Origin of the sequence: Robiginitomaculum antarcticum DSM 21748, assembly GCF_000365025.1 — a bacterium.
GTDB lineage: Bacteria > Pseudomonadota > Alphaproteobacteria > Caulobacterales > Maricaulaceae > Robiginitomaculum > Robiginitomaculum antarcticum.
Genome location: NZ_KB823011.1, coordinates 891,440 through 904,903, shown reverse-complemented (window position 1 = coordinate 904,903; position 13,464 = coordinate 891,440). Strand labels below are relative to the sequence as shown.

At 52.2% G+C, this 13,464-nt stretch carries 14 protein-coding genes; 7 read left to right on the top strand and 7 right to left on the bottom strand.

The window, feature by feature from the left end; genetic code table 11:
• Positions 1-190: 190 nt before the first annotated feature.
• Both H142_RS0104345 and H142_RS0104340 read right to left on the bottom strand, forming a co-directional pair.
• Positions 191-2,404: a 3-hydroxyacyl-CoA dehydrogenase NAD-binding domain-containing protein gene (locus tag H142_RS0104345; protein WP_017930878.1), complete on the bottom strand. Its 2,214-nt coding sequence runs from the start codon at positions 2,402-2,404 to the stop codon at positions 191-193.
• Between the two features lie 30 nt (positions 2,405-2,434).
• Positions 2,435-3,643 (bottom strand): acetyl-CoA C-acetyltransferase, encoded by a 1,209-nt coding sequence (locus H142_RS0104340; RefSeq protein WP_017930877.1) that lies wholly within the window; start codon positions 3,641-3,643, stop codon positions 2,435-2,437.
• A 246-nt stretch (positions 3,644-3,889) separates the two neighbouring features.
• Here H142_RS0104340 and H142_RS0104335 point away from each other — a divergent pair, with 246 nt between their 5' ends.
• The gene (locus tag H142_RS0104335; RefSeq protein ID WP_033314976.1) at positions 3,890-4,147 is read left to right on the top strand and encodes a DUF4212 domain-containing protein; all 258 of its coding nucleotides are present in this window, start codon (positions 3,890-3,892) and stop codon (positions 4,145-4,147) included.
• Between the two features lie 4 nt (positions 4,148-4,151).
• Positions 4,152-5,903, top strand: coding sequence for a sodium:solute symporter family protein (locus tag H142_RS0104330; RefSeq protein WP_017930875.1), 1,752 nt, complete (start codon positions 4,152-4,154; stop codon positions 5,901-5,903).
• On the opposite strand, the gene H142_RS14280 is transcribed toward H142_RS0104330, so the two are convergent.
• Positions 5,893-6,336, bottom strand: coding sequence for a MarR family winged helix-turn-helix transcriptional regulator (locus H142_RS14280; RefSeq protein ID WP_017930874.1), 444 nt, complete (start codon positions 6,334-6,336; stop codon positions 5,893-5,895). The two genes, H142_RS0104330 and H142_RS14280, sit on opposite strands and share 11 nt — an antisense overlap.
• 90 nt (positions 6,337-6,426) lie before the next feature.
• Between H142_RS14280 and hppD the strand changes: the two genes are divergently transcribed.
• From hppD to maiA, 5 genes are read left to right on the top strand one after another with little or no spacing between them, the layout of a single operon-like run.
• Entirely contained in the window at positions 6,427-7,524 is a 1,098-nt protein-coding gene (gene hppD / locus H142_RS0104320) for a 4-hydroxyphenylpyruvate dioxygenase (protein ID WP_026147791.1), read from the top strand.
• Positions 7,521-7,784, top strand: a complete 264-nt coding sequence (locus H142_RS0104315) for a hypothetical protein (protein WP_017930872.1) — start codon at positions 7,521-7,523, stop codon at positions 7,782-7,784. Before hppD ends, H142_RS0104315 begins: the two co-directional genes overlap by 4 nt.
• Positions 7,768-8,313, top strand: coding sequence for a VOC family protein (locus H142_RS0104310; protein ID WP_017930871.1), 546 nt, complete (start codon positions 7,768-7,770; stop codon positions 8,311-8,313). Before H142_RS0104315 ends, H142_RS0104310 begins: the two co-directional genes overlap by 17 nt.
• Before the next feature lie 30 nt (positions 8,314-8,343).
• Complete coding sequence (locus H142_RS0104305; protein ID WP_017930870.1) at positions 8,344-9,369, top strand: fumarylacetoacetate hydrolase family protein; 1,026 nt, start codon at positions 8,344-8,346, stop codon at positions 9,367-9,369.
• 7 nt (positions 9,370-9,376) lie between these two features.
• Positions 9,377-10,012 (top strand): maleylacetoacetate isomerase, encoded by a 636-nt coding sequence (gene maiA / locus H142_RS0104300; protein ID WP_026147790.1) that lies wholly within the window; start codon positions 9,377-9,379, stop codon positions 10,010-10,012.
• Between the two features lie 4 nt (positions 10,013-10,016).
• Here maiA and H142_RS14275 read toward each other — a convergent pair whose 3' ends face one another.
• The 4 genes from H142_RS14275 to H142_RS0104280 all read right to left on the bottom strand — a co-directional run bounded on the left by H142_RS14275 (position 10,017) and on the right by H142_RS0104280 (position 13,442).
• A complete protein-coding gene (locus H142_RS14275) occupies positions 10,017-11,174 on the bottom strand; it encodes an AI-2E family transporter (RefSeq protein WP_017930868.1) in 1,158 nt (385 codons plus the stop codon).
• A 76-nt stretch (positions 11,175-11,250) separates the two neighbouring features.
• Positions 11,251-11,418, bottom strand: a complete 168-nt coding sequence (locus H142_RS16635) for a CsbD family protein (RefSeq protein ID WP_017930867.1) — start codon at positions 11,416-11,418, stop codon at positions 11,251-11,253.
• Positions 11,419-11,518: 100 nt separating this feature from the next.
• The gene (locus tag H142_RS0104285; protein WP_017930866.1) at positions 11,519-12,469 is read right to left on the bottom strand and encodes a YihY/virulence factor BrkB family protein; all 951 of its coding nucleotides are present in this window, start codon (positions 12,467-12,469) and stop codon (positions 11,519-11,521) included.
• A 250-nt stretch (positions 12,470-12,719) separates the two neighbouring features.
• A complete protein-coding gene (locus tag H142_RS0104280; RefSeq protein ID WP_017930865.1) occupies positions 12,720-13,442 on the bottom strand; it encodes a PepSY domain-containing protein in 723 nt (240 codons plus the stop codon).
• Positions 13,443-13,464: the final 22 nt, after the last annotated feature.

The following is a 13,464-nucleotide window of genomic DNA, read 5'->3' as shown; positions in this document are numbered from 1 at the left end:
GATTTAGGCGGGCAGGGCTAGGGCATTTGCGGAAGGTTTTACGCAATAAAAAACCCCGCGCGAGGCGTGGTTTTACATCGTAGATCGCTAAGCGCTCTGCTTTTTCAAAATCTTATCAATCGTATCGTTTTTCAGATCATCAACGCTGGCGGAGATGCCCATGGCGTTGGCGATTTTGACGACGTCGACTTCAAGCATGCGATTTTGGCGCAGCGCCGCCGTAGAGCGTTTTGCCGGACTCGGCCATATCGCGGAAGCTTTTCGGAGGCGTGAACCGCGCGCCATATTGCTGCGCCAGACGGTCAGCCGTGTCGACAAAGGCCTGAAGGCCGATTGTGTCGATATATGAGAGTGGGCCGCCGGTCCAGGGCGGGAAGCCCCAGCCAAAGATCGCGCCAAGGTCCGCGCTTTGCGGATCGGGAACAACGCCTTCGGCGTAACAATGCGCTGTCGGGATAAGCTGCGCATACATAAGGCGCTGCGTGACTTCCTCCGGGCTGGGCTGCTGCTCCGCCAGCGGATAGTGATCCGTCATGCCTTTCCACAGGCCCAGACGTTTGCCGTCCTCGGCGTAATCGTAAAAGCCTGCGCCAAAGCGCCGTCCAGCGCGTTTCCATTTGACGACCATGTTTTCCATGAACTCTTCGGTTCCGCTCGGCACGTATTTGTCACCCATTTCCTCGCGGGTTGAGGTCATGATATCATAGCCAAGCTTTTGCGTTGTATCATCGGACACGGCCAGCGGGCCGATGGGCAGGCCGAGATTAAGCGCGCAGTTCTCAATCAGCGCCATAGATACGCCTTCAGTCACCATCAGGCTCGCTTCATTAGCGTAAGGCGGGAAGACGCGGTTGGTAAAGAAGCCGCGAACGTCTTTGACAACAATCGGCGTTTTGCGGATTTTCTTATTATAATCAAACGCCGCGGCCAGAGCGAGATCGCCCGTGCCATCATGCGGAATGATCTCGAGCAGCGGCATACGCTCTACGGGGGAGAAGAAATGCATGCCGATAAACTGATCCGGGCGGGAGCTATGCTTGGCCAGACCGCCAATGGGCAAGGTCGAGGTGTTAGACGCAAAGACAACGTTTCTGCCGATAACGGCTTCGGCTTTTTTGATCACGTCAGCTTTAACATCAGGACGCTCAAAGACAGCTTCAATAATCAAATCAACGTCTTTCAGATCGTCATAATTATCCGTTGGCGTAATGCGCGCCATAAAGGCATCGACTTTTTCCTGTGTAGACTTGCCGCGTTTCAGACGCTTGTCTTGACGCTCTTGCGCGTAGGCGACGGCCTTTTGCGCGTCTTCCATAGAGCGGTCGAGGACAATAACATTCATGCCGCCTTGCGCGGTGACATAGGTAATACCGGAGCCCATCAGGCCAGCACCCAAAACGCCAACGGTTTTAAGTTCGACTGTTGGCGCGTCCTGCGGACGTTGCGCGCCTTTCTCGGCGGCCTGTTTGTTCACAAACAAAGTGCGGATCATGTTTTTCGCAACCGGGTCCTGGAACAGCGACATGAAATATTTGGTCTCAACGCGCAGGGCCGTATCCATCGGCAGCATTGTGCCTTCATAGAGGCAGCTCATAATCGCTTTGACGGCGGGGAAGTTGTTCTTACTTTGCTTGGTGGCCATAGCGTTAGCGGCCACGAAAAACTGGACAGCATTAGGGTTCATTGAGCCTGCACCACCGGGCACTTTAAAGCCTTTTTGATCCCATGGCGCGAGGACTCCGGAGACATTGTCTTTTACCCAGGCTTTGGCCACATTAATCGTGGTGCCGGCCTCGACAACCTCGTGGATCAGGCCTTGCGCTTTCGCCGTCTTCGGGTTGGTTGATTTGCCGGATGTTATCATCATGGCTGCAGGCTGCAGGCCGATCAGGCGGGGTACGCGCTGCGTTCCGCCGCCGCCGGGCAGAAGGCCAACCAGCACTTCGGGCAGGCCGAGCTGCAGCTTCGGATTATCGGCAACGACGCGGTGATGACAGCAGAGCGCCAGCTCCAGTCCGCCGCCTAGCGCCAGACCTTCAATCGCTGCTGCAACAGGTTTGGCTTTCTTGCCTTCGCGCTGCATTTGGCGGACCGTGTGACCGCCTGTTTCCAGCGCGCGCAGAGTTTTATTGAGATGAAAGCCCTGCTCAAAGCTTTCTTTGGTGACGGGGCCGCCGGTTTTTTCCAGCATGCGCAGATCCGCGCCGGCCATAAAGCCATTATCTTTGCCCGAGGCAATAACCAAGCCCTTCATGTCATCATTGGAGATGAAGTCTTCAACGAATTTTGGAAATTCAGCCATCAGGGCTTCATTCCAGACATTCATGGTCTGGTCTTTGATATTAATGGTCATCAGCGCGATGCCATCGGCGTCCACGTCGATTGTAAATGTTTCGTAGCTCATAATATGTCTCTTTACGTTATTTGGCCGGCGTTAAACGCGCTCAATGATAGTCGCGATGCCCATTCCGGCGCCGATACACAATGTGATCAATGCCGTCTGCTTGTCTGCCCGCTCCAACTCATCGACCATCGTGCCCAAAATCATAGCGCCTGTTGCGCCCAGAGGGTGACCCATGGCAATCGCGCCGCCATTAACGTTCATGACCGAGTGATCGACGTCCATGGCTTGCATGAAACGCAGAACGACTGCGGCGAAGGCCTCGTTCAGCTCCCAAAGGTCGATATCAGCGGCGGTCATGCCTGCATTTCTCAGCGCTTTTTGCGCCGCAAATTCAGGGCCCGTCAGCATGATTGTCGGCTCTGACCCGATAGAGGCCATAGAGACGATGCGGGCGCGGGGTTTGATATTAAATTTCTTACCGGCCGCCTCATTGCCGACCAGAACAGCGGCTGCGCCGTCAACAATGCCGGAGCTGTTGCCCGCATGATGGACGTGGTTAATCTCTTCAATTTCCGGATAACGCTGCTGCGCGACATTATCAAAACCAAAGCTCTGGCCCATCATCGCAAAGGACGGATTTAGCGAGCCAAGGCTTTGCATATTGGTGTCAGGACGGATGGTCTCATCGCGGGTAATCACCGGAAGGCCGATCACGTCTTTGATGGGCAGGATAGATTTGGCAAAACGGCCTTCATCCCAGGATTTTGTCGCGCGCTTATGGCTCTCGACGGCGTAAGCATCGACATCATCACGGCTAAAACCGTATTTTGTCGCGATCAGATCTGCGGAGATGCCTTGCGGGACAAAGTAATTGTCCATCGCGGATTGGGGATCGGTCGGCCATGCACCGCCATCACTGCCCATCGGGACGCGCGACATGCATTCGACGCCGCCGCCCATGGTCAACATACATTCGCCGGCTTTGACTTTCGCTGCAGCGATATTCACGCCTTCAAGGCCTGAGCCACAAAACCGGTTCACTTGTATTCCGGATGTCGTTTCAGCGAAACCCGATTGCAGCGCTGCGGTGCGGGTAATGACCGCGCCTTGCTCTCCAACAGGGGAAACAACGCCAAAGGCAATGTCTTCAACGCTGTCGGCGGGAAGGTCGCTGCGGTCTTTAATGGCCGTCATCACCTGCGCGGAGAGGTCAAGAGCGGTAATTTCGTGCAGGCTGCCGTCTTTTTTGCCTTTGCCACGCGGGCTGCGCACGGCATCGTAAATATAGGCTTCGGTCATGATCGTCCTCTCTAGATGTATATATGCAGTCAGATAACGTCCCCGCTGCACCAATAGTTTCACACGCCGTTTTCCGGCGATTTGATTTGGGCGGAAAGAACCCGATTAGCATTAGGCTGTCTAGTCTAGATATGCACTTTTTTTCATATGCCAATGTTTAGGCCTTATGCGATTTTGGCATTAAATCTGGCCGATAGCGAGAGCTGTGCTAAAGCTAGCCAAAACGCAGAGTAAATGGGGGACTATATGCCGAAACGTGAACAGCATAAGCTCTATTGGAAAGCAGTGCTGCGCCTAACCGCAGGGCTGCTCGTCATATGGTTCATCGTGTCTTTCGGCATGGGCATTTTGTTTCGCGAGTTTTTTGACCAATTTAGCGTTGGCGGCGCGCCGCTCGGGTTCTGGATGGCGCAAAACGGCGCGATCTATGTCTTTGTCATTCTGATCATCGTCTATTGCTACCGGATGAACGCGCTGGAGCGCAAATTCGGCATAAAAGGTTAGAGCCGTGGATCAGACCTTTTGGACCTATTTCTTCGTCGTCACGACATTTACCCTCTACATCGCCATTGCCATTCGATCTATGGCCAAGAGTACGGATGATTTTTACGTCGCCGGACATGATGTTCATCCGACAATAAATGGCATGGCGACCGCCGCCGATTGGATGAGCGCAGCCAGTTTCCTGTCTATGGCCGGGCTGATCGCGTTTCTGGGCTATGGCGGCAGTGTTTACCTGATGGGCTGGACAGGCGGCTACGTTCTGCTGGCCTTGCTGCTTGCGCCCTATTTGCGCGAATTTGGTAAGTTTACTGTGCCGGATTTTGTCGGTGACCGTTATTATTCTAAAACGGCGCGGGTGATTGCTGTTATCTGCGCGCTATTTGTCAGCTTCACCTATATCGCCGGACAGATGAAGGGTGTGGGCGTGGCCTTTAGCGGCTTTCTCAAGGTGGATTTCAATGTCGGCATCGCCATCGGTAGCGCAATCGTTTTCGTCTATGCCGTGCTGGGCGGGATGAAGGGCATTACCTATACGCAAGTCGCGCAATATGTCGTGCTGATCTTCGCCTACACCGTGCCCGCCATTTTCATCAGCTTGATTATCACCGGACATGCCATTCCGCAGCTCGGCTTTATCGGGAATGCGGCCGGGACAGATATGTCCATGCTGGAGACGCTTAACACTGTGGTCACCGATCTCGGCTTCACCGCTTATACGGAGACAACTAAGACAAAAATTGATGTATTCTGTATTACCGCCGCCTTGATGTTCGGCACAGCAGGCTTGCCGCATGTTATCATTCGCTTTTTTACGGTAAAATCAGCCCAAGCGGCGCGCAAATCCGCGGGCTGGGCGCTGGTGTTTATCGCGCTGCTCTACACCGTCGCGCCTGCCGTAGGCGCATTTGCGCGGCTTAATTTCATCGATACGGTCAATGAAGCGACCTATATTGAAGACGGCGAAGATTACGCCACCCGCGCCGCCGCCATCGAAGCCACAGGCGGTAAGCCCGTTCCGGCGTGGTATAAGGATTGGGAAAAAACCGATCTGGTCAAATTTGACGACAAAAATGGTGACGGCATCATGCAATATCGCGGGCCAAATGCGCCGGACGGTCTGGCCAATGAGGTCGAGCCCAACCGCGATATTTTTGTGCTCGCCAATCCGCAGATCGCCAAACTCCCCGCATGGGTCATTGGCCTTGTTGTGGCGGGCGGCCTTGCGGCGGCGCTTTCGACGGCGGCAGGACTTCTTATGGTGATTAGCTCGGCGGTTAGCCATGATCTATTAAAGCGCACATTCACGCCGGATATGACCGAGAAACAGGAAATGCTGGCCGCACGTTTATCGGCAGCCGTGGCTGTGATTTTAGCGGGATTGATCGGCGCTTTTGCGTCACAGCTGCCTTTTGTGGCGCAGGTTGTGGCTTTTGCTTTTGGCCTAGCGGCCGCATCACTTTTCCCCGTCATATTCCTTGGCATTTTCTGGAAGCGCATGAACCGCGAAGGCGCAATCTGCGCCATGCTGACGGGCCTGATCCCGACATTCGGCTATATTTATTATTTCAAATTTATCAATGACGATGCAGGCGCGTGGTGGTTTGGAATTTCGCCTGAAGGCATCGGTTTTGCCTTTATGTGGCTGGCGCTCATCGTCGGAATAGTCGTTGCGCTTCTTACGCCGCCGCCGCCCGAGGAGATTCAACAGCTCGTCGAAGATATCCGCATACCGGGACGGGCAGGGGTTAAGTCTTAAGCCCCGCCCGCACAGCTTTGATGCGGTCATTCAGGATGTCGATCATGGCGCTGTCCGGTGTATTCTTGACGCTATAGTCTGCTATCGCTTTGATCTGCAGCGCGCTGATTTCAGCATAAAGGGTTTCACCTTTGCGAGTCAGATAGAGTGCGGATTTGCGTTTGTCAGACGGGTCATTTTCTTTGCGGATATGCGATGATTCGAGTAAGGATTTGACGGCGCGGCTGACAAGGCCTTTATCCATGGGCGTGACAGCCACAACCTGCGCGGAGCTGCGCCCCGGCGTATCGGCAATGGCGGCTAAGACCCGCCATTGCGACAAATTCAACTCGCCTTGCGTCTTTAATATGCTTAATGTGTGGCGCGAAATGAGGTCGCCCAGAACGACGGCCTGATAAGGCCAGAAATTTTCAAGTTTAATCGCATTATCCATATTGGCTTTATAGAGTTTTTAGTTGCAATTGCAACCATTTTACGCTATTGAAGATTTAATAGTTGCAATAACAACAATATGGAGTGAATGATGGCCGATCTTTTTGATAATCCAGCGGGACTGGACGGGTTCGAATTCATCGAGTTCTCTGCGCCCGAAAAAAATGTACTTGAGCCCGTCTTTGAGCTGATGGGATTTACCAAAGTCGCGCGTCACCGCTCTAAAAATGTCGAGCTGTGGCGTCAGGGCGGCATCAATCTGATTACGAATTACGAACCGACCAGTCCGGCTTATTACTTTGCCCGTGAGCACGGGCCGTCGGCCTGCGGCATGGGGTTTCGGGTTCGCGATGCGCGCAAGGCTTACGACCATTTAATCGCGCAGGGCGCTGAGCCTGTTGAGATGAAAACCGGCCCGATGGAGCTGTGTATTCCCGGCATTCGCGGCATCGGTAATTCTATCATCTATTTGATCGACCGTTACGCCGATGCTGGCCAAGACGGCCTGTCTATCTATGATATTGATTTTGAATATTTCGACGGTGTTGAGAAACATCCCGAAGGCTGCGGCTTTAAACTGATCGATCATCTGACCCATAATGTTTATGGCGGACGCATGGCCTATTGGGCTGATTTTTACGAAAAGCTGTTTAACTTCCAGGAGATCCGTTATTTTGACATTAAAGGCGAATATACTGGCCTGACCTCCAAGGCGCTCACCGCGCCGGATGGTAAAATCCGTATTCCTTTAAACGAAGAAGGCAAGTCCGGCGGTGGCCAAATCGAAGAATTCCTGCGTGAATTTAACGGAGAAGGTATTCAGCATATCGCTTTGATCTGCGATGATCTTTATGCCGCTTGGGACCGCTTAAAAGCGCAAGGCGTTCCATTTATGACCGCCCCGCCGAAAACATATTACGCGATGCTTGATGAGCGCCTGCCCGGACATGGCGAAGACAATGAAGGCCTCGAAGCCCGCGGTTTATTACTGGACGGCACGACTGAAGGCGGAGAGCCGAGACTGCTGCTGCAGATTTTTGCGCAGCCCCAGGTCGGCCCGGTCTTCTTTGAATTTATTCAGCGTAAGGGCGATTATAAAGACGGCTTTGGTGAGGGTAATTTCAAAGCCCTGTTTGAGTCTATTGAGCGTGACCAGGTTGAACGCGGCGTGCTAGAAGTCGCTGAGTGAATATTAGGCGTCTCATAACGCGTTTTCCGTGGGCGCTGGCTTTAGCCGTCGCCGTCAGCATCTATTTGGCTAAAATCGTGGCCGAGCAGGGCTTTGGCCTAACAGGTTTTTATGCTCTGCTGTTTGGCACAGTTGTGGCCGGAATGATCTGCGCGGCATTATGTGTTGCGATTGAAAAAACATTTTCAATTGCATTGTTTCCAGCGCCCCAAATTAACGAGACTGCACAAGAGGAGAGTGATAATGACGATCAAAACTGATGGTTTCCACCATGTAGCCTATCGCTGCCGCGATGCCAAAGAGACGGTGGAATTTTATAACGGCGTCCTGAATATGGACTTTCAGCTCGCCATTGCCGAAGATCACGTGCCGTCAACGGGCGCTTATGACCCCTATATGCATATCTTTTTGGATGCCGGAAACAATAATGTACTCGCGTTTTTTGAACTGCCCGAGCAGCCGGATATGGACCGCGACCGCAACACCCCTGACTGGGTGCAGCACATCGCGCTACGCGTCGACAGTCTTGAGGATTTGCTGGAAGCCAAAGCGAATTTGGAAGAGGCCGGAATAGAGGTTCTTGGCCCGACCCATCACGGCATATTTAAATCCATCTATTTCTTTGACCCGAATGGCCACCGTCTTGAACTCGCTGCCAATATCCACACACCGGAACAAATGGCACAATTACACGCTGTCGCGCCCGACATGCTCAAGGAATGGAGCGAGACGAAAAAAGCGCCGCGCCACGCCGCTTGGCTGCATGAGAAGATTGCCAGCGAATCCTAATCGTTAAATTATTTACCCGAAAGACTCGATATGAAACTTGCCACATTAAAAAATGAAACACGCGACGGACAGCTCGTTGTTGTCTCGCGCGATTTAAAACGCGCCGCGGATGTCACAGATATTGCGCCGACATTGCAGGCTGCTCTGGATGACTGGGAAACCGTCGCGCCGCAACTGGCCGCGCGTTTTGAGCTGCTCAACGCCGGAAAAGTCGATGGCGATATGGCGTTTGATCAAGAGCATTGCGAGAGCCCATTGCCACGCGCCTATCAGTGGCTGGACGGCTCCGCATATCTGAACCATGTCGAACTCGTGCGCAAAGCGCGCGGCGCCGAAGTGCCGGAGAGCTTTTACGAAGACCCGCTTATGTATCAGGGCGCGTCGGACACCTTTATCGGCCCGCGCGATGACATTGAAGCGATCACAGAAGACCACGGCATTGATATGGAAGCCGAGCTGACCATCATTACCGATGACGTGCCGATGGGCGTCACGCCGAAACAAGCGGCCAAGCACATCAAATTGATCATGTTGGTCAATGATGTGTCCCTGCGCGGCCTTATTCCGAATGAGCTTCGCAAGGGCTTTGGTTTTGTGAATGGCAAGGCCAGCAGCGCTTTTTCACCTGTCGCGATTACGCCGGACGAGCTGGGTAAAGCCTGGGGCGAGGGCACAATTGATCTGGATTTGAAAGTCGACTATAACGGTAAGCCCTTCGGCAAAGCCAATGTCAAAAATGATATGACATTTGATATGTACCGCCTTGTCTCTCACGCTGCGAAAACGCGCCATCTGGCAGCCGGCACAATTATCGGCTCCGGCACTGTGTCCAATAAATTCGAAGGCGGTGAAGGCAAAAAGATCGAAGATGGCGGCGTCGGCTATAGCTGCATCGCCGAAATCCGCATGATCGAAAAAATCCAGACCGGTGAATTTAAAACGCCGTTCATGCAGTTTGGCGATGCTGTCGGTATTGAAATGGATGACGCCAATGGCAAGTCTATTTTCGGACGGATTGAAAACACAGTCGTAAAATACGACCCGCCAAAGGGCTAACCCTATGATGACGCTGTATGGATATTGGCGCAGCTCAGCCTCTTACCGCGTGCGCATTGCGCTCGCGATGAAAGGGATTGAGGTCAAACATGTCGCCGTTAATCTACGCGATGGCGCTCAAAATGAGGCGGCGCATTTTGCCCGTAATCCGCAAGGCTATCTGCCGGTCTTAGAACTGGAGGACGGCACGAAGCTAACGCAGTCACTGGCCATACTTGATTATCTGGACGCAATTGTGCCTGATCCTGCTCTTATGCCTAGCGACGCGGTACTGCGGTCCAAAGTCCTCGCCGCGTCTCTGGTCATTGCGTCCGATATTTCGCCCATTCAAAATTTATCTGTGCTGAAATATATTCGATCAGACTATGGCGCGGATGATGAGGGCGTAACGAAATGGGTACGCCACTGGATTGCCAAGGGATTTAACGCGCTCGAAGAGATTGCCGAGACGAGGACGAGCAAATTCCTCTATATGGATGAGCCGGGCTTTTTCGAGGTCTGCCTTGTGCCCCAAGTTTATAATGCGCGGCGGTTTGGCGTGAATATGGATGCTTTTCCACATCTGTCGGCTATTGATGCCGCGTGCCGCGCGCGTCCTGAATTCGCTATCGCTGCACCTGAAATGCAGCCCGATGCGATGTAATTGATTAGGGCTCCAAAGCCTTATCTAATATACGCTGATCTTTGCGAGTCGTACCGGTTCGCTCCCCTAGAAACTCACCTATGCCGCGCAAGGACTCGATATCATCCGAGAGCGCTTTAATTAAAATGAGCACGGGAATGGCGAGAAACATACCCATAAAGGACCACATCCATGCCCCTACTGCGACGGCGAGGAAGACCACCACAGCATTCAGCCGCAGGCGGCGACCGACGAGCATAGGCGTAATGAATTGGCCCTCAAAGGCGGTTAACAAGAAATAGCACACCGCAGGCAATAAGGCCAAAACAATGGTTGGCGCGCTAATAAATGCGACGAGAAATGTAAGAGACACACCAATAATTGCGCCGACAAAAGGAATGAAATTCAGCAGGAAAGCCCCGATACCAAACAGGATTGGATCCGGCATGCCTAAGCCCCACATGACGAGGCCGACGGCGAGGCCCAATCCGGCATTAATGACGGTGATGGTTAAAAAGTATTTTGAGACGCTCTGCTCGATCGATTTCACCAAAACAACAGCGCGTTTTTTATCTTTGAACGTAGGCATGACCCGCACCAGTTTTTCATAAAACAAATCTCCGGATGAAATCAGAAACATCATGACAGCCAAAGTAAACCCTATCTGCCCTAAAATACGCGGGGTTGTCTTCGCAATCGATGAGAGCGTTCCGCCTTCGCGTATGACGACCTCTGCCGGTCCATCTGCGCCTTTAGACATTTTATCAATTTGGTCCGAGGCTTCGATAACCGGTTCCATCGCGCCTGATAAAATCTCAATTTTTTTGACTGCATTGGGGATCAGGCTTGGAAGTGTTTTGATACGGGTTTCGATCGGGCCGGCCAGAAAATACAGGGTGACGGAGATGACAGCGAGAACGGATAATAAGATCAGAAGCGCGGCGAGACCCGGTTTTATGCCGACCTTGCCCATAGTCCGGCGCAAGGGGCTGAAAATCAAAGCCAGAATAATCGCAGTCACTACGGGAATGAAAAAAGACTGTGCGACCGTTAGCACGCCTAATGACATGATCCAGAATATACCAACCACGGCCCAATTAGAATATCGTTGGGGGGCTTGACCATTTTGCACGGTTTTAGGGGTACGGGGCTGCTTTTGCTGTGCGCGTTGCTCGGTCACCATGCCATACCCTAAATATAGTTTTCTATAAAAAAAAGCCCCGTCTTAAAGGCGGGGCTTCTGAGTTTGGTTTCGCTGCCTATTCGACGGCGTCTTTTGCGTCACCGATCGCATCTTGCGCGTGGCCTTTGGCGTTTTGCGCTTTGCCCTTGGCTTCAAGAGACTTATTGTCGGTGGCTTGGCCGACTTTTTCTTTAATCTTGCCCGCTGTTTTGTTGCCGGCGCCTTGGATGTGTTCGCTTTCCATGATATTTTTCCTTTTGTTTGTTTCCACATACAATTAACGGGCAAACTCAATATTGGTTCCTGTCAAATGCAGTGAAACACAAAAATTACTCAAAGCTCCGTTAAGTCTGACTTTCAATGTCCGCTTGCGGCACGACCGCATCAGCGCGACGGTCCTCTTTCCCAGCATAATCAGTGTTAATCTCCGCGCCGACAAGCAGCGCGAGTGCGGATACCCAGAACCACATCAATAAAGCGGCCACAGCGCCCAGCGAGCCGAAAGTTTCATTATATTGGTCAAATGCCGACAGATAGAAAGAAAACGCCACCGACGAAATGACCCATATGAGGGTCGCCGCGAATGCGCCGGGGTAGACTTGATTGCGGTTTTTAAGCCTTACCCGCAAAGGATCGCGGCGGGACACGAAATAAAAGGCCACCGCGCCTGCGAAAAACACGCTGAGTATTACCAGCCAGCGGAGGATCAGGATTAGGGCTTCGGCCACAACGCCGAGCCGCAATGCCTCTAAAATAGGTGGAACAGCTCCGATTAAGATGATCGATAAAATAGCAAAGGCGATTCCGCCCAATGTAAACAGAAAGGAGACGAGCCGTTGGCGTATATAGCCGCCTTTGACGCTCTCGCCATACATGGAGGTCATTGCCATCAACAGAGCATTAATTGCTTTGGACGCGCTCCACAGTGCAAATAGAAGTGAGAAAATAGCCGCAAAGGGCGTCAGCGTCGCCGGACTGGTCGTGATACGGGTAAGTTGCGCGACGATCAAATCGAGGACCGGATCAGGTACCGCGCCGTAAAAGGTTGTGGTGACGACCGAGACATCTGACTGCGAAGAAAAAAACCCCCAGAGCATAAGCGATCCTGCTATTGCGGGAAAAATTGACAGAAATGCATAAAATGAGACGCCGCCTGCAACCAGCGAGACATTTTTTTTAGCCAGATTATTACCAACACGAATGACGCTGCGTATGCCGCGCAGTTTTGCGATTGGATTCGCCAGAGCTGTCATACTGGCAAGAATTGAACCGCCTGCCTGATCTGCATCTGCCATAATGGTATCCGTAACAATGAGTGCTTTCTGTTTATGCCCTATAGCGCAGGCGTCAATACGGCAGCTCTGTGTATTCTGTGTATAGTGTTCAGTCCGAATTATTTATTACTTCAAGCATTGAAAGTTTTGCGAACTTTATTTTTGTCGATGTGACAAGACAGAAGGCTGTAGGGTCTACCTAACATAAAAGGGCTGCCCTCGGAAAATGCAGTGGTGAGCGGGGTCGCTTATTAACCTCACAAACTGGTGACTATTCAAGCCTTTTGCGCCTTTTAATTGAGCTTCGAATTCTGAGGATGGCCAGGCCAAACCCTGTGAAAAAGAAAAAGACAGCGAGGGATGCGACTGTTTTGATCCACCAGGAGTTAAAATTTTCGCGGCTCTTCCAATCCATAATATGGAGGCCCCACATGAAATCAAAGGTTCGCCATAATCCGGTTCTGACGGCTTTGAGCTCGCCTGTCATGGCATCAACATAAAAGCTGGCTGCATCAGGTTTTTTAAAATCTATCCGCCAGACCGGCCCAGCCCGGCCATATTCACGCGGGGCTTTTTCTTCGAAGAGAGTGGCCGTGGTTTGCGCACTTCGGCCGGCATAACTGTCTATTGCAATTTGGGTGGCTAAGACCTCATCCATCACGTTTTGGACTTCGCCCGTTTTGGCATTGAAGGCCTGCGTTTTTTCTGATGTGGTAACAATATAAACCGGCTCTCCGGCGATTAATTTTAGAGTTAATGCATCAGAATTTAAGGCATGTTTTGAGATGAGTTCAGAGGGGTGGAGGATATCTAACTTCGCTGAGACAGTCTGTGGCAATTGGGTAGCGCGCAAATGCGTGCCGCGGACTTGGTCGATAGGGAAAAGCGTCATGAACAAGCCTGAGATTAACCACAGACCCAGTTGGAGACCGATGCCAATGCCAAACCACAGATGCAGCTTTCGTAAATTGCGGTTTAATATCGCTTGATTCATTTAACCCTCCCCAGAGCGAACA